Genomic DNA, 17,390 nt, shown 5'->3' with positions numbered 1-17,390 from the left:
ATTGATGTTGTTTTATATAACGAAAAAGATAAACGTTTAGTATTTAAATAATGAAAAACTCTATGTATCAGAAAGATACATCTTCCGAACACGACTGGGCTTCACCCGCGGTTATAGGTATTGAACCCGTTACGGGGTTACCATGCGGCATCGTAACTAAAAGCTCAGCGTAACTCAGCGTTTAATTGAATTTTAACTAACCCTCCGCGAAACTCGCGAAACTCGCGTTTAATTGAATTGTGCAAAAATAATGACAAAATTACGCCTTATATAAAGCATTTGTCCGCAGAATTGAAGTACGTTTTCATCTTATTTTTGCTAACAAAAAGCGCATTAAATCATCTTTTCAATTATTTTTTCAATACGTTTTTATTGCACTAAAAAACGGCTACAGAGACTCACAGGAAGCATAAAAAAGAATAAAAAGATACATAAAAACAAATATTTTACAAAGGAATCTTATAAACTATTGCATATTGTATTTTTTTCATTAGCTTTGCAGCACCTAATATAAAGTTGCGCATTATTCGACATTCAAAACAGACAAAGTGGAGAAGAATATCTTTGACGAAAAGCAGATCTTGGCCCAAATACTAGAAGATAAAAAAATCGGCTGGTGGGTAAAAGACAGCGAAGCACATAATCTTGTGTTTTCCGATTTTGTTAGAAGGCAATTAAACCTTCCATCGGAAACACTACCTTACGAAACATTCATTGCAATGATTCGTGAAGATTATCGTGATAGGATACAGCTTGAATTTCTAACGCCCACCTCCAAGACTTTTTTTGATGATGTATTCCCCTTGGAAACCATTAACGGTCTTGTATGGATACACGCTAAAGAAATGAATCGACAAACGCCGGACGGACACATCGTAAGTACCGGCTATATGCAACGGATTGAAGACCCCGAAGCTACAGTCACAGAACAAGCAACAAGCTTGCGCACCAACAATCTTTTATTCCAGTTAAGCAATATATCTCACTTATTATTATCTTTACTTACCACCGATGACGCTGATGCTGTTATCAACCGGATATTAAAGGACATCCTCAAACAATTCAAAGCAGGACGTACCTATATCTTTGAATACAACTGGAAGGCCTCCACACAAACCTGTACCTACGAAGCTGTAGACAGCAACGTAAAACCAGAAATTGACATGTTGGTAGACCTCCCCTTTGAGATGAACACCTGGTGGACAGATCATATCAAGAGTGGAAAATCCGTAGTACTATCTACGCTCGACGACCTACCCAAAGAGGCCGACCCTGAAAAAGAATTCCTTAGCATACAGGATATCAACTCTTTATTTGTTGTGCCTTTAATGTCTAAAGAGGGTGCATGGGGTTATGCCGGAGTCGACATTGTGCATGGTTTTCATACATGGACCAAAGAAGACGAAGCCTGGATTACAGCACTCTTCAACATTGTGGGACTTTGCATACAGCTACAACGCTCTGAAAAAGAGGTTAAGCAAGACAAAGCTTACTTGCAAAACCTCTATGAAAAGATGCCGTTGGGCTACATGCGCATGAACCTTATATATAGTGAAAGAAACAAGCTGATAGACTATACCTTGATGGATGCCAACGACTCGGTAGAGCTAATGTACAAAGAAGACATCAGTAAGTTTATTGGTATGAGAGGTAGCGAAATAGTTCCGCAATTCAACGAAATGCTAATGGTTATTGAAAAAGCATTGCGTAACAACAATTATATAGACACTGATTTTCGTTTTGAAAAGAGCGGTGTATTAGCTCGCCTTATCATGTATTCGACCCGTCCCGGTGAGATGATTTGCCTCTTCTCGGACATTACCGAATCGCAAAAGAAGAAAGAACAACTTATTGAAGCAAAAGAGAAAGCAGAAATCAGCGACCGATTGAAATCGGCTTTCCTTGCCAATATGAGTCATGAAATACGTACACCACTCAATGCCATCATCGGATTCTCCGAACTGCTGGTAGAAGCTGAAGAAAAAGAAGAAAAAGAGGAATACTTCAACATTGTACAAAAAAACAGCGACCTGCTGCTGCAACTCATATCCGATATTTTAGATATATCAAAGATAGAGGCCGGTACGCTCGAAATAGTAAATACTGTTGTGGATGTAAACAAACTCTTTAACGAGGTGTTGCATTACTACCAGTTGAAAACCGAAAACAGTCCTGTGAAAGTAATATTTGAGCAGCAGATGTCTTCCTGCTATATCTACAGTGATGAAAACAGACTCACGCAGATACTCAATAACTTCATCAACAACGCGTTGAAGTTTACCACCGAAGGACAAATATCTATTGGTTACTATCAAGTAGATAGAAAAACCGTTAAATTCTATGTAAAAGATACTGGCTCTGGAATAGCTAAACAAGATTTAGACTCCGTATTCCACCGATTCGTAAAGCTCAATCATTTTGTAGCAGGAACCGGACTCGGACTCTCTATCTGCCAGAGTTTAGTAACGCAAATGCATGGAGAAATAGGTGTTGAATCGGAACTTGGTGTAGGTTCTACATTCTGGTTCACACACCCCTACGACCCGAATCAAGAAATGCCTACAAATGGCAAGAATAAAAATATACAGTCTAAACCCGAAAAGAAAGAATCTAGCACAACAACAAAAAGAAAGCCGGTAATATTGGTAGCAGAAGATACAGATAGTAATTTCTTTCTGCTAACCAGTATTATCCGAGACAAGTACAAATTAATCCGTGCGTACAATGGGCTTGAAGCTATTGAAATGTATAAAACGGAGAAACCAGACCTTATTTTAATGGACGTAAGTATGCCCGAGATGGATGGACTTACAGCCACCCGCGAAATCCGTAAAACAGATTGGGAGATCCCCATTATTGCCGTAACAGCTTTTGCCTTCGACAGCGATAAGAAGAAAGCAATTGATGCCGGGTGCAATGACTATATGTCGAAACCCATAAAGGCCGGTTATTTGTTGGAAAAGATCGCGGAATATACAAGCTAACAACACAAGGAGCGATTTTTACTCTTGGTTACAAAAGTAAAAAACAAGAGGGGTGCATTTCACAAAGAAGCACCCCTATCTTTTTAAACAAAACGTTCGATAATCTCTAAACAGGCCCGACCATTGTGATAAGGGCATTTCCAAAATCCTGCTTTATCGTCGACACGGTTGGTAACACCTGCTGCAGTAAGGCTCCAATACCATTCGCCATATTTCGTATCCAGTAGGTTCTCTTTGATGAAGTTCCAACAACAAACGGCTTTGTTCAGTGCAGACTCATCCTTAAAATGTTGATACAGGCTAAGATAGCCCACTACAGCCTCTGCCTGCACCCACCAATGGTAGTCGCCATCGGTATGCCCTGTAACTGCATTCTTCTCGTAAACCATGCCACCCGAAGCGGAAATCCCTTCGGAAGCAGCACAAGCTATTTGTTGCACAACAGGAGCAACACGGGCTGTCAGTTCCTTATCATCTAAAAGAAGTACCGCTTCGTGAATAAGCCAAGAGGCTTCAATATCGTGTCCGTAAGAAAGAATGCTACTCTTTACGTTCCATGTATCGTCGAAAAAAAGATTAAGATGTCCGGTAGAAGCGTCTCTTATCTTCTCGACAAAAAGAAGAATAAGATTATGGAGTTGCTTCTTCAACCGTTCGTCTTTCCATACACGATAAAGGTTGGTATAGGGTTCTAAAATATGCAGGTGCGTATTCATTGTTTTACGCTCATTAGCATCCTTATCGCTTAAACGCATATCGCCTATTTCTTCCCATGTGCGGGTAAAAGCCTCGAAGTAACCATTGTTCGCACCATCGAAACTATGCTCTTCTATACACTCGAACAAGGCAATAGCGTGTTTCAATGCCTCGCTGTCGTTGGTAACACGATAATACTCGCTCAAGCCGTAGATAGCAAAGCCTATGGCGTAAATCTGTTTCTTGGTGTCTACAGGCTCTCCTTGGCTATTGAGGCACCAATAAACTCCACCATACTGCTTATCTATAAAGTGTTGTAGCAAATACTCTTTTGCACGAGTAGCGGTTGCAAGGTACTCTTTATTGCCCAGCAGACGATAAGCCGCAGAAAAAGTCCAAAGTATTCGGGCATTCAGGATGCTACCTTTATCAGCATCAGCCATTAGCTGCTCTTCGCCTGTTATTCGTCCATAAAAACCACCCTGTTCACGGTCTACCATATTGTTCATCCAGTAAGGCAGGATGTTATTTTCCAACACCTCCCGTGCTTCCTGTTGCAATTTCCGAATACCCATCACTATTGTTGGTCTTTACGTATAATTTTCAGCTTTTCATCTATCTCTGCCACCCGCTCCTTTGTCAGCGGATAGAAATAAACCACTACCACAGCAACAACTGCAACAGCAGCAGGTATCCAACTCATGAGCAAATTCAGTCCGATTAGTGCTTCAGGTGTTTGCACTGCTCCCATCTCGGTATTATAGCCAAAGAAAGCAAGTATCCACATGACTACCGCGCCACCAAAGGCGCCACCAAATTTCTGAGCCATAGAGGAGGAGGAAAAGATAAGTCCGGTAGATGCCGTTCCGTCTCTTAATTCCGCATAGTCGGACACATCGGCATACATACTCCAAACCAGTGGAGATACTATTCCTGTACAAGTAGAAATAACCACTTGCATGATAAGCATCATCCAAAGCCCAACGGGGCTAACAGGTAGATAGAAGAACAAGATACTCAGGAATGCCAATGCAACCATTGTTGATATATAGGTAGATTTCTTGCCCAGCTTACGCGAAAGAGGAACAGCCAGTACAACGCCTACCATGTTAGCCACCTCGCCTACTCCAAGAAACAACCCGGCATAGAACAGAATGGATAAATCGCCAAAATTCAGAAACATATCATCGCCAATGTAATCCTTGAAGAAATAGGCCGCAGTTGCACCACGCACCGTATTGAATAAGTTAGAGCACAAAGCTGCGCCAATCAATATCCACCACGGAGTGTTGGATAACAACGACCGGAAGTCTTTTCCTATCGACACGGTAGAGATGCTTTTTATTCGTTCGCGGGTCATACTGAAGCAAAGCAGGAATCCAATCATAGAGATAAAAGCAATTACCACCATGGAATATTGCCAGCTTGCAGCTTGCGATGTAGAGTCTCCCTGAAAGAAGTTACAGAGTGGTTCCCAAGTAAACAAAGCGAGGAAGCTACCACCATAAGCAAAGAACATACGGTAGGAAGAGAATACGGTTTTTGTGTCCGAGTCATCGGTCATTACACCAAGCATAGCACCGTAGGGCACGTTGATACCGGTATATACCGTCATCATCATGATATAGGTGACGTATGCCCATACCAACTTTCCGGTTCGTCCAAGCTCGGGAGTGGTGAAGAGCAATATACCACAAATGGCAAACGGAAGAGCTACCCAAAGCAAATAGGGACGATACTTACCCCAACGGGTATGGGTACGGTCGGCTATGATGCCCATCATAGGATCCGAAATAGCATCCCATATACGTGTTACCAGCAGCAGCAATGCTGTGTCTTCCAGCGTCAACCCATAGATGTTGGAATAAAATATAGGTAAATAGTAAGAAAATATCTTCCAGAACATGGAGGACGACATATCTCCAAACCCATAACCTATTTTCTCTTTTAGCCTCACCCCAGCCCTCTCCAAAGGAGAGGGAGAAGGGTTAGCTTTGTGTTGTATGTTTTGCATTTACTATTATTATTTAATATCAGTCAAACTATCTCAAACTCCCTCTCCTTTGGAGAAGTTCGGGGTAAGGCTCCTATTCTTATCTATCAGCCTCTTTATCGTCTCTACCGAAGCAGAAGATGAAAAACCATCCTTGGGCGTATGAAGACAGTAGTCTACCAACTTATCGACAGTAGAAGTAGCCACATGCATCCGCGTGTCCGAAGAAGCGTAGTAAATATAGAGTTTTCCGTCATCATCTGCAATCCATCCGTTAGAAAAAAGGACATTAGAGACATCGCCTAGCCGTTCTATCCCTTCGGGTGCCATGAAGTATCCGCCAGGTTCGGCTATCAACCGGGTAGGATCATCAAGAGCAGTCATATAAAGATAGAGCACATAACGTAGTCCGGCGGCACAATTGCGCACACCATGCGCCAGATGAAGCCACCCTTTTGATGTCTTTATAGGGTGCGGTCCTTCGCCATTTTTCACCTCTTTAATTGTGTGGTAATAGCGGTGATCGATGATTTTTTCTTCGGTTACTATGGCGTTAGTCATATCGTCTACCAATGCCCAACCAATGCCGCCTCCCTTGCCTGTATCGATAAAACCATCCTGCGGACGGGTATAGAGTGCGTATTTGCCATCTACAAACTCGGGGTGTAATACCACGTTGCGTTGTTGGAACCTTGTTTTCAGGTCGGGTAGTCGTTCCCACTCTTTAAGGTTTTTGGTACGGGCAATAGCTGCGGTAGCCGTTGCTGCAGATAAATCGCCCGACGGAGCCATGTCATCATGTCTTTCCGCGCAAAAGATTCCATAAATCCAGCCATCTTCGTGGGCGGTAAGACGCATATCATACACATTTGTAGCGGGTATTACATCTTCGGGCATCGTTACCGGATAGTCCCAGAAGCGAAAATTATCAATTCCGTTAGGACTCTCGGCTACAGCGAAGAAAGATTTCCGATCAACTCCCTCTACACGTACCACCAACAGGTATTTGCCTTGCCACTTCAATGCACCCGAATTCATAACAGCATTCATGCCGATACGCTCCATTAAATATGGATTTGACTTCTCGTCAAAATCGTAACGCCAAAACAAAGGAGTGTGCTCAGCGGTTAGTACCGGGTTTTTATAGCGGGTAACCACCCCATTCCCATTTTCTGCTGCTTCGTTAGGAAGTGCCAACAAGTCGTTGTGTGCATCCAACAGCGCTTTAATTTTTTCTTCAAATAAACTCATATTTATATTTTATTTGTTTTCAGTATATATATTAATAGATTGTACATCAGTAAGAAACAACGTTCGCGGGTTTTCGTAGAAAGTCACAAAATCGGCTTCCGACATGTGTCCCGGATAGGGAGCATAGTAATGATTGTCGCGATTGTAAGCATTACGCCATACCAAGACATAACTCACAGGATAATCGGTTAATAAAGGAAGCAGTGTTTGTGTCCACCACACAGAATCAGGAATAGTTTCGTAACCTGTTTCGGTTACTGCCATCGCCTTGTTGTGTTGGGTTGCTACTTCGGTTACTATTTTAAGCATCGTGGTCATCTGCCTGAGGTAATCGTTTTCATTGTACACATAGCAGTCAAAGCCCACCAAATCGACAATATCATCACCGGGATAACGTGCGAGATATTCATCCACTGAGCCGGGTTCAACTCCGGGAGAATAAGCATAAAGCAGATTATCAACACCTTTCTCGCATAAATAATCGTAGGTCAGACGCCATAAGGCTTTGTAGTCTGCGGTGGTGCAAAGTTGCTCTCCCCACCAGAACCAACTTCCTGTGTGCTCGTGCCACGGGCGGAAAATAACAGGCACCTTTACCCCCTCTTCTGTTTGCAGAGAGTTCATAAAGTTGGCTACACAATCCAACCAGCGCAAAAGCTTCACATGGTTCATTCCATCGAACAATAGCGAAGCGACGGTAGTACTATCACTTACATCCCACGAGTTCCCACCTGTTGCCGGGTTATCAACATGCCAACTTATAGTAATAACTCCTCCGCGATTGTACTGTGCTATTATCTCACGACGTATTCTATCAAAACTAACATTATCCAGATTGTTTTCTTTACCAAGTTCAATGTGTCCTAAGTCGAACGACATTACCGCAGGATAGTCTCCACAAACACTTTTCACATCACTACGATTCTCATCGCCCTGCCAACCAATACCATAAACCGGAGCATCGTGTTGGCCGAACATAATTCCATACCCTGGCATTTGCTTCAAGCTTACCAGCAAGGCTTCCGTTTCCGGTGTACGCTTCGTCTTTTCTGTAACCGTTTCTTTCTTACTACCTCCTCCACACGAAGAGAGTAACACGCTAAACAGACTTATTACTATATATACTCTCATGTTCATATCTTATTTATTTTACCCAGAAACTCTCTTTCAACAATGCCTCGTCAGCAGATGAAGCCCCCAGCATAACAATAAACTCTCCCGGTTCTACAATCCAGTTCATCTGCTTGTCATAGAAGGCCAACTTATCTGGTGTTATTTCAAAGCTTAACTCTTTTGTTTCGCCTGCTTTCAATGGCACACGGGCAAAGTCCTTCAGTTCCTTAACCGGACGGGTAACACTACTGAAGCGGTCGCGCAGATAGAGTTGTACAATCTCTACACCATCCCGGTTTCCACTATTGGTTACCTTCACGGTAGCTGTTACCTTACCATCTTTAGCTATCTCGGTAGCAGAGAGGCGCAAGTCACTATATGTATAGTTAGTGTACGACAATCCGTGTCCAAACACCCATAGAGGCGTACTGGGTTTCACTGCATAGGGATGGAAATATTGTGATGGCTTATGATTGTAAATCATTTGCGTTTGCCCTACACTCCGTGGAATGGTTACAGCCAACTTTGCCGACGGGTTTACTTGACCGTAAAGAATTTCGGCAATTGCCTGTCCGGCATACATACCCGGTGCCCATGCTTCAATAATAGCAGGAAGATTATCGGCAGCCCACTCTACGCCAAGCTGCCTTCCGTTGACGAGGATTAAAATGGTAGGTTTACCCGAAGCGGCAACCTTCTGTATCAATTCATTCTGCAAACCAACCAAGTCAATATCCGAACGGTCTGTATCTTCGCCATCGGTGCGGTCGCTCCAACGGAAGCGCATCATATACTCACCAGCAACTACAATATTGAGATCGGTCTGTTTAGCTCTGGCTGCAGCCTCGGCTACTTTTGCCGGGTTCATATTGCGTGGATCCCAACCTTGGTCTACAAAGTCGAAGTGAGTATCTGGTGCAATTTGTTGCAGGCCTTCAAGGATAGTCGTTACGTTTTCGTCTTTCTGAATAGTACTCCAATCGCCCAACACATTCATATCGTTGGCATTGATACCGGTAACCATCACACGTTTATATTTGGAGGATGTTAATGGTAATACCCCCTCATTCTTTAAGAGTACAATGCTGTTGCGGGCAGACTCCAAAGCAGTAGTACGATGTTCGTCGCACAAGCGCACATCCATAGTGGTAGCTTCATCGGCAAAAGGCTTTTCGAATAGCCCCAAACGGAATTTAAGCTCCAGGATACGGCGTACCGATTCATCAATCCGTTTCTCGGTGATTCTGCCTTCCTTTACAAGTTCTGTAACCAGTTCATTCCAATGAATGCCGTGCATGTGCATATCCATACCCGCCATGATAGATTGATAGAATGCTTCTTTGAGATTTTCGGCAGTAGCATGCAGGTCGTACAAATGTTCTATATCCATCCAATCGCTCACCACAAAACCGGGAAACTTCCACTCGCCGCGCAACACATCTTCTATAATCCACTCGTTGCTATGACATGGAATAGCATTTAGTTCATTATGAGCCGTCATTAGCGATAATGCTCCCGCTTCTACTCCCGCCTTGAACGGAGGAAAGAACACTTCGCGAAGGGTACGTTCCGATAGGTCGGTAGGCGAACCGTTAGTACCATTAATAGGCTGACTTCCGCCCACAAAATGTTTGATACAGGCAAGTACATCATTTTCTGTGTTCAGGTCTCCCTGATATCCTTTTACAGTTTCCACACCCATGAGCGTTACCAGATAAGGGTCTTCACCATAGGTTTCTCCTACACGTCCCCAGCGTGGGTCACGCGCAACTTCGATGTTCGGATTAAACGTCCAGTGCATATTCATGGCACGCATCTCTTTCGCTGTTTGCCGTGCTATTTTATAGGCCATATCCAAATCGAACGAACAAGCCAAACCTATATTGGTCGGATAGACCGTGTTGTCGGGTGCATGTGCATTGCCGTGAATAGCGTCTATACCAAATATAACAGGTATCTGTAGCCGGCTCTTCATAGCAAGCGTTTGCAGGTAGTTAGCTTCTTCGAGCGTTATCACGTGGAGGAATGAGCCTATGAGTCCCTCTTCCGTCCAATGTTCCACATCTTTTTCCGTAAATCCGGGATAAAAGGCATTAGCGGTGTTATTTTTCAACTCCTCTTCGGCCATCGTAGCTGTATTTGCTTTTACATGCTCCACACCTACAAATTGATTCATCTGCCCTACTTTTTCTTCAAGGGTCATTCTACTAAGAAGATCCTCCACACGCTGTTCAATCGGTGCGGAAGCATCCTTATAAATTTCGCTCCGGTTCTTATCGGAAGAACAAGCAAATAGGGTTGCTGTTATCATAATTACTAATACTTTTTTCATGCTACCATTACATATTAATTTACAAAACAAAAGTATACATACTAGCTATCTCAGACAAATACAATTTTATCCAAAAACAATATTATCCCCTAATAAGACACATTGCGTACGCCCTCAATCTTAGGAGTGCCCGCAGTACCTGTAAAAAGGAGGTTTATTTCTTCGACAGTGAGTTCTAACTGCGGATTAAACGCCTCAGAGCCCAAATACTGATACATTGCTTTCAAAAGCTGATTACATTCTTTATAAGCGCTACCACTCAACACATCTGCCATGCAAACCAGTAGTTTTCCTTTGCCTACTTTACACTCAAAGAGCAAGCCCAGCTTATGATTTCGTTCTACATTATCAATACCTTCTACAATCATACCAACCTCACTATCAAGGTTATCCATAATTAATGGAGAGGCATGACGCGCCGGTGCCCACCATTGCCAATCGCTATGTGTCGACGTAGGGAAAAGGTGAAACAACGGATGTTCATCGGCTATTAAATAGCCCAACGTACCAGGCGAAACCGGTTTCTTTGCATTCTCAGAGATAGTCTTAAACATGGAGTAATTCCAATAGTCGCTCGTAAAAAGTCCACCCACCGTTTGATTGGGATATGCATGGGCCGTGGGAATCAACAAAGCCTTTTTACCTGCCACCAAATGTTTATAGAGCTTGGGAGTTACGGAGGTAAAAAGAGTTACATCCGCCGGTTTCTTTACGGAGGCTTTGCGCGGGTAAACCCATAGTGGATAGGTATTGGCATAGTTTGTTCCACTGACACGAAGTTCCAGTTGCAATGCAACAGGATGAACATAACCAGATAATGCAAGCTGCAAATCTCCTATTCTTGCCAAACCTCGAGAGAGGTTTGTAGCAGCAAGTGAACCACTTTGGCGAACCACCCCACTTACTCGTTCGCATAGTTTCCACTCAACTACAGCATCAGTCAGTGCATGTTCGGGATAGTTGAAGAGTTTCACCTCGCCCGAAAGTGTTTCATCATTGTACCATGTATATGAAGAAGCCAACCATAACGGCACTACCTCAGCATTAAAAGCAGTAAACTCCTCGGGAGTAGTTAGCCCTTTACTATCCATAAATGAATCGAGCATACCCACCAGTGCAGTACCTTGTCCCGGAAAATCTTGTATATCGAGCATTTGGTAACCCGATAACTCTTCTGTACGCAGGCTCATCTCCACATCGGCCTTGTAGCATAATAGACTCAATGCACCACTGGCTCTGAAGAATTGCTCGCTCTTAGCTATTCCATGTTTCCGGTTGGTTCGTTCTACAAAGCTTATCAGATTATGAGGATAAAGCACACCGGTATATTTCTTCAATTCGCACGAGTTGGGATAGACTTGAAACTGCCCCGTTTCGTGTCCTATGACAGGTTTGTTTGTGTTTGACACGCCCGTATCAAAATTCATTCTTGTATTAGGATAAGTAGCATTGAGCAATCCGCCGTCTATTGCATCTGTAAATGAGAAAGAGCTACGTACATGTGGCTCAAACGAAGCATCGTTTTGTCCTCCTACCCGACAAGCCACGATAAAGTCTTCGTCGCCTTGCTCGCCCAACCAGCCCAAATTAAAATTAGAACCTAACGCATAAAGATGCCTGCCATCATACGCACGAAGTGTTCTTGTTATACCTTTCATTCCTTCGATGCTACCCCATAATTCGTTTCCGGTAGCAAACCCTACGAAGGAAGCATGGTTGCCAAAACAATCCATAATCCCTTTTCCCTCGCGAATCAAGAAGGTGTTTATCGGAGCATCCGGATTTTCTTCTACCGCACCCCATAAGGGAAGTTCGGCTTGCAGATAAAAACCTTTCAGATCGGCTGCCTCAAAAGCAGCTTCGAGTGGGCACCACGAATGGAAACGTACATGGTTAAAACCGTATGTACGCAGAATATCGAAATAGCGCATCCAGTCGGCTACATTTGTAGGAGCATATCCTGTAAGCGGAAAGACACAACCATCATGCTTACCGCGCAGGAACACACGGGTACCATTCATAGTGAGGTGCCTACCTTGTGTTACAAATTGACGCAGACCTACCGTTACAGCATGTTTTGTACGCCTCACTCCGCTTGCGGAGAGTTCCACCTGAATGCGATACAGATTGGGTGTATACTCATTCCATAACTTCGCTTCTGCTCCCAATGCATAGTTAAACACAAATTCGCCACCACCGGGAGGAACCGTTACCTTTATATCTTGAGGAGCAGGAGCATGTGTCTCTGCAGAGTTAAAGAGTACTCCATAAATAGCAACCGCCACTTCAACGGGTTCATCCAGGGTATTATAGATGGTTGTTCTAAGCTCAACCGAGCGTTCTTTCACGTGGCTATAGGCTTGCAGCTTACTTACATCTACTGCCGGTTTGGCTGCGACAAACAACTGTCCAACAATACCATTCCAATTTGTTTGTGTTTCATCACTCCACTGATGAGAGGAGTAAACAGCTTCGGGTAAGCCACAAGTTGCGCCATTGTCTACAAGTATGGTTAATTGATGTACACCTGTCGAAAGCCAAGGTGTAAGATCGTATTGTTGCGAAGAGGCTATTAAGAGTGAATTGCCTACATAATGTTCGTCTACCCAAACGTGCGTTACTTTCGTACGCTCCAAGTGTAACAGCTTCACTTCTCCTTCCCACGATTGCGGGATGATTATCTCCTTTTGATACCATGCCCTACCTGCAAAAGAATATTTGCGCGATAGTCTGCCAGTATTCTGCCAAGTTACACGTTCACCTTTTTGAGCTTCATCCAGTGTGGCAGGCAGCACTATGGTATCATTATAGGGAACTGCTGCCACCTGTTCTACCGAATATTTTTGTTGCGTATCGATAAAGAGTTTCCAATATCCACTTAGGTCGATACGACGATTTTCTTGTGCCATGAGCGCTGCACAGCAAGCAAACAAAAGGAATAAACAATTCAATCTCTTCATCTTCATTATGCGTTTATTTCAGGTTGGGTAACTGGTCGCGAGATATCACAAATGGCTGATTCATGGCGTCTTTCCACCATTTGTCATCAGCATGTGTGCTCGTTGCATCAGCATTATCATACCACGGCATGAACCACGACCAGTAAGCACCAGCCGCCCATTGTTCGGAAATAAGTCCTACCGTACCACACTCCGAGAGTGCAACCAACTTGGTTGGATAATTGGGTACTATGATGTTGTATTGCAAGGCGCAATTGGATGCAGATTGGTTATACAAATCGCGTCCGATAATATCTACATAAGCATCTCCGGGATAGAAAGCGTTATCTTTTGTTTGTGTTGTCCACACCCAAATCAAATTGTTCAGTCCTTCTTTCTCGAAGTAATTGAACATATATTGCCACAACTGTTTGTAGGTTTCGGTACCATCGTACCCCCACCAGAACCAAGCTGTTCCACCTGTATATTCGTATGTATTACCGGCAGCTTCGTGCAGCGGACGCCATAGTACAGGAATACCTTCGGCTTGCAACAGTTTTAAGTAGGTTGTTATTTTGGCCAAGTCGGCTTTCATAATTGTATTTTCCCACGTACCTTCGGTTAGTGCATTCTTAGCACGGAAAGTAGTCTTTTCGGGTGTGCAAGTAGCTTGACTCGGGTCTGTTACCCCTTCTGCCGTTGGTACATTCCAGTGCCAACCAATCGATACGATTCCACCTGCTGTCCACCAAGATTTAACCGGTGTTATGTCTCCGTAGTCTATCCAATTGGCTGGCGACCATGCAAGATGTATGTAGTCATAACAGTTCAAAGCAGGATACTTTCCCGTAAGGGCATACACGCGCTCGGACTCGGTATTGTTCCAAGCCACATTTGCCATCATACCCGAAATAGTCTTCTTTTGATACGTTTCTATGAGGTATTGATATAGTTTCTTTGCCTGAGCCGAAGGGTTTTTAAGCACTAAGTTGGGGGTAATAGTTGCTTTAGGGTATTCGCTTGTACGAAAATCCAGTTTCAATATCTCGCTATTGAAAACGCCCGGTTCCATTCTCAGTGCGTTGGCTTTTATTTCAAGTGAGTAGTTGGTTTGTGCCACGAGCGTGGGTAATGATATGGTTAACTTATCGCCGTTAAAAGTAACCTCGGACACTATTTTACCGTTTAAGGTAATGTTATTTTTGTTTACGGCTATTAGTTCTCTATTAAGAATCAGTTCGGCAGTAGTAGTTATTGCAGGGTTTACCGTTGTAGCTTTTTGTGGTACGGAAGTTATGATCTCCACTGTTGTATCTTCCTGAGGAGAATCCGGGTTGTCTTTCCCACAGCTAGCAAGTAATAGCAACAAGAAAGATAAAAAGAGAGTATTCTTATTTATATTCATATGAATGATATTCGTTGGCTTTTTTTTATTTCACAGGTTCTTCACAGTAATTTTTGGATTTATTTTGCCATAGTTTCATCGGTTGTCAGCCATAGCCTCATGCCTTTTCATCCATAGTTTCATGCTCCGTCAGCCTATGGCTTATGGCTCGTCTGCTTATGGCTCACAAAAGATAAATCTGTATAAAAACCTTAGAAAAAGGGATTTTGAAATTCAAAAAGCCCCGGAAGGTTATAAGCATATCACTCACGACTTCCTTCCGAGGCTATCCCTATCCAATTACACTTTGTTTTGTTATCCTACAACAGTAGTTACCTTATAAAATTAATACTTAAGCATCGTTATTTTTGAGATTGTAACATCATCACCTTGAATGATCATACCGTCTGAGCCCCAAGCAGGATTCAAGATTCGTTGTATCATCTCTGCTGTTAAATCGACATCAAGATAAAGCGGACCTCCTGCAGGTATTTTCAGTGCATCTACATCGTAGAACGTATGCTCTGTTACTAATTGGCTACCCCAATCGCCAGGGAAAATTTGCATCGCATTATTTGATCCCACATTTTTCAGATAGAATCTTATCGTAGTACCGGGAGCTGGCGTTCCGAAATTGGCAAGAGGTATTGATTGATTATTCCATCCCGCCAATACAATTTCATTTCCAAATACCACACTTTCTGTTGGTTCAGTACCTGCGCGTATAGCTATTTTGTAAACGATACAATGTTTTCCTTGTATAAGCATAGCGTCTGATCCCCAAGCCGGGTTCATCATACTCTGTATCATTTCTGCCGTTAACACTACATCAATGAATGCAGCAGAGAATTTACTTTCCGCAAATTTGCCACTCCAGTCACCATACCATAACTGATACTCTGGGTCTTCTCCAAGACCTGTGAAGTAAACTCTTAATCTATCGCCCGGTGACATGGTTCCAAAATTAGCTATTGGTATCCCTACTGCCGACCATTCATTTTCGAACATATCGATAAAGCCTTCAAAAACGGGTGTTTCTTGTACCCCTGCACCTAATACCTGAATAGTATAAGTAACTTCGCCATTCGATGAAATCAAGGTCAAATCAGTAGCACCATTTGCAGCACTCGGAATAAGAACATATAAAGTTGTACCTTTCAATAAATATTGAGTTGGACCACCTCTCATGTTTACTTGGGTTAGTTTATCTTCATTTACTACTTCCAGCACCAGAAGTTCTTCAACCGGAACAGCTGCACTTGGCAACTCAGGAATAAAGCAGAAAGAAGGAGCTATAATATCAAGAGGTGCACATTCTACCGACTCTCCATTCTTCATATTAAGGAATATAACGCCAGACTCGGCACCTACTGCCGGAACCTTAACCGTCAACATAGATTCTGTAGCAGTAGTAACCTCCACTGTTTGTTCGCCTTTGAAGGTAACAGATAATACTAAATCCATATTGGTACCTGTTATCGTCAACTCGCTACCTGCCATAACGGGCGATGGATTGTAAGCAGTAACAGAGGGCTGTAATACCGTATATGCCACTGTTGCTGTTTTTCCATTTGCCATATTCAACACAATGTCTCCACTTCGTGCATCTTCGGGTATTATTTCTTCATCGCCTTCTTTTTCGGGTTTGATAGGCAACATTACAGGCACAGCTACTTTTATTTCGGTAGCACTCTGCGAGATGGGTTTCACCGCGTCTGCGATATTGGGGAAATTGATGTCTGTTACCAAGTCCAAATCTTCTCCGGTTATGGTGATGATATCGCCCGGTTTAAGCCCACTATCGGGAGTTGCTTTCAAGTTGCTTGGAACAACCATTGTTAATGCTGTTTCCAAAGGATATTCAATACCCGATTTTGCAATAACGGTTACTGCGCCATCCTGTGCCTCGAAAGGTACTACCACTGTTAGTTCTGTGTTGTCTTCATTCACATTTGGTTCCTCAAATTCAGCGATTACCGCACCGGCAAATATCAATGAGCCAATCAAATCCAAGTCTGTTCCTGTTATTGTTACAGTTTCTCCTGGTTTCACTGTTTCGGGAGCGATGGCTGTCACCGTAGCTGCTACAATCTTCGCATCCTTTTCGGAGTACACTTCGATAGGAATTTCCGCACCATTGGAAACTCTGATTTTTCCAGTCTGCGCTGCTACAGGAATCACTACTTCTATTTTCTTACGCGTTGCAGTAAAGTCTGTTACGGCTACATTATCGAAGAAAATAACCTCTTTAATCAGGTTCAGATAATCGCCCTCAATGGTCAATACATCACCTGCCTTTTTCAAATCGGCACTAATACTTGTAACCACGATGGGTTCTTCATATCTAAGGATTGTTTCTGTTTGTATTTCTCCTTGAGGAGTTTCTAAAACGACATACCCTTCGGTTGCATCCTGAGGAATAGTTACTTTTATTTCGCGTTCGTCTACTACCGTAATCGTTGTTATGGCAGCAGTTCCCGGAATAATTACTGCTTTAACCTTATCTAAGTTAGCACCAATGAATCTCAATTCGCCTCCACGCAAAGCCGGAGAAGGTCCGAAAGAGTTCAAAACAATCTTGTTGCTTTTACCGCTATCGTCATCATTATCACACGCTGTGAAGATGCAGATAGAAAGCAGCATCAAACACATCATAGAGAGTCGTGACATATTTAATATTTTATTCATAATCATTTCG

Annotated in this window: 9 protein-coding genes; 1 reads left to right on the top strand and 8 read right to left on the bottom strand. The window is 43.1% G+C overall.

Annotated elements, in window-relative coordinates; all coding sequences use genetic code 11:
• The first annotated feature begins 548 nt into the window (after positions 1 to 548).
• The gene (locus tag D0T50_RS14005) at positions 549 to 2,984 is read left to right on the top strand and encodes a response regulator (protein WP_163223840.1); all 2,436 of its coding nucleotides are present in this window, start codon (positions 549 to 551) and stop codon (positions 2,982 to 2,984) included.
• Positions 2,985 to 3,067: 83 nt separating this feature from the next.
• On the opposite strand, the gene D0T50_RS12375 is transcribed toward D0T50_RS14005, so the two are convergent.
• From D0T50_RS12375 to D0T50_RS12340, 8 genes are all read right to left on the bottom strand, one after another.
• Complete coding sequence (locus tag D0T50_RS12375; protein ID WP_163223839.1) at positions 3,068 to 4,255, bottom strand: AGE family epimerase/isomerase; 1,188 nt, start codon at positions 4,253 to 4,255, stop codon at positions 3,068 to 3,070.
• 2 nt (positions 4,256 to 4,257) lie between these two features.
• Positions 4,258 to 5,694, bottom strand: a complete 1,437-nt coding sequence (locus D0T50_RS12370; RefSeq protein ID WP_163223838.1) for an MFS transporter — start codon at positions 5,692 to 5,694, stop codon at positions 4,258 to 4,260.
• 33 nt (positions 5,695 to 5,727) lie between these two features.
• Complete coding sequence (locus D0T50_RS12365; protein WP_163223837.1) at positions 5,728 to 6,924, bottom strand: glycosidase; 1,197 nt, start codon at positions 6,922 to 6,924, stop codon at positions 5,728 to 5,730.
• A 9-nt stretch (positions 6,925 to 6,933) separates the two neighbouring features.
• Complete coding sequence (locus D0T50_RS12360) at positions 6,934 to 8,061, bottom strand: glycosyl hydrolase (RefSeq protein WP_163223836.1); 1,128 nt, start codon at positions 8,059 to 8,061, stop codon at positions 6,934 to 6,936.
• A gap of 7 nt (positions 8,062 to 8,068) precedes the next feature.
• Positions 8,069 to 10,369: a glycoside hydrolase family 3 N-terminal domain-containing protein gene (locus tag D0T50_RS12355; protein ID WP_163223835.1), complete on the bottom strand. Its 2,301-nt coding sequence runs from the start codon at positions 10,367 to 10,369 to the stop codon at positions 8,069 to 8,071.
• Positions 10,370 to 10,458: 89 nt separating this feature from the next.
• Entirely contained in the window at positions 10,459 to 13,329 is a 2,871-nt protein-coding gene (locus D0T50_RS12350; protein WP_163223834.1) for a sugar-binding domain-containing protein, read from the bottom strand.
• A 13-nt stretch (positions 13,330 to 13,342) separates the two neighbouring features.
• On the bottom strand, positions 13,343 to 14,713 hold the full coding sequence (locus tag D0T50_RS12345; RefSeq protein WP_203558241.1) for a glycosyl hydrolase: 1,371 nt from the start codon (positions 14,711 to 14,713) through the stop codon (positions 13,343 to 13,345).
• A 324-nt stretch (positions 14,714 to 15,037) separates the two neighbouring features.
• Positions 15,038 to 17,380 (bottom strand): IPT/TIG domain-containing protein, encoded by a 2,343-nt coding sequence (locus D0T50_RS12340; protein WP_163223833.1) that lies wholly within the window; start codon positions 17,378 to 17,380, stop codon positions 15,038 to 15,040.
• Positions 17,381 to 17,390 lie beyond the last annotated feature (10 nt).

Source organism: Bacteroides sp. 214, assembly GCF_010501015.1.
GTDB lineage: Bacteria > Bacteroidota > Bacteroidia > Bacteroidales > Bacteroidaceae > Bacteroides.
Note: the sequence above shows the minus strand (reverse complement) of the source record. Positions and strands in the feature narration are given on the sequence as shown.

Coding starts and splice junctions, on each gene's coding strand:
- D0T50_RS12375 (WP_163223839.1), bottom strand. CDS start 4,255: ATGGGTATTCGGAAATTGCAACAGGAAGCACGGGAGGTGTTGGAAAAT.
- D0T50_RS12370 (WP_163223838.1), bottom strand. CDS start 5,694: ATGCAAAACATACAACACAAAGCTAACCCTTCTCCCTCTCCTTTGGAG.
- D0T50_RS12365 (WP_163223837.1), bottom strand. CDS start 6,924: ATGAGTTTATTTGAAGAAAAAATTAAAGCGCTGTTGGATGCACACAAC.
- D0T50_RS12360 (WP_163223836.1), bottom strand. CDS start 8,061: ATGAACATGAGAGTATATATAGTAATAAGTCTGTTTAGCGTGTTACTC.
- D0T50_RS12355 (WP_163223835.1), bottom strand. CDS start 10,369: ATGAAAAAAGTATTAGTAATTATGATAACAGCAACCCTATTTGCTTGT.
- D0T50_RS12350 (WP_163223834.1), bottom strand. CDS start 13,329: ATGAAGAGATTGAATTGTTTATTCCTTTTGTTTGCTTGCTGTGCAGCG.
- D0T50_RS12345 (WP_203558241.1), bottom strand. CDS start 14,713: ATGAATATAAATAAGAATACTCTCTTTTTATCTTTCTTGTTGCTATTA.
- D0T50_RS12340 (WP_163223833.1), bottom strand. CDS start 17,380: ATGAATAAAATATTAAATATGTCACGACTCTCTATGATGTGTTTGATG.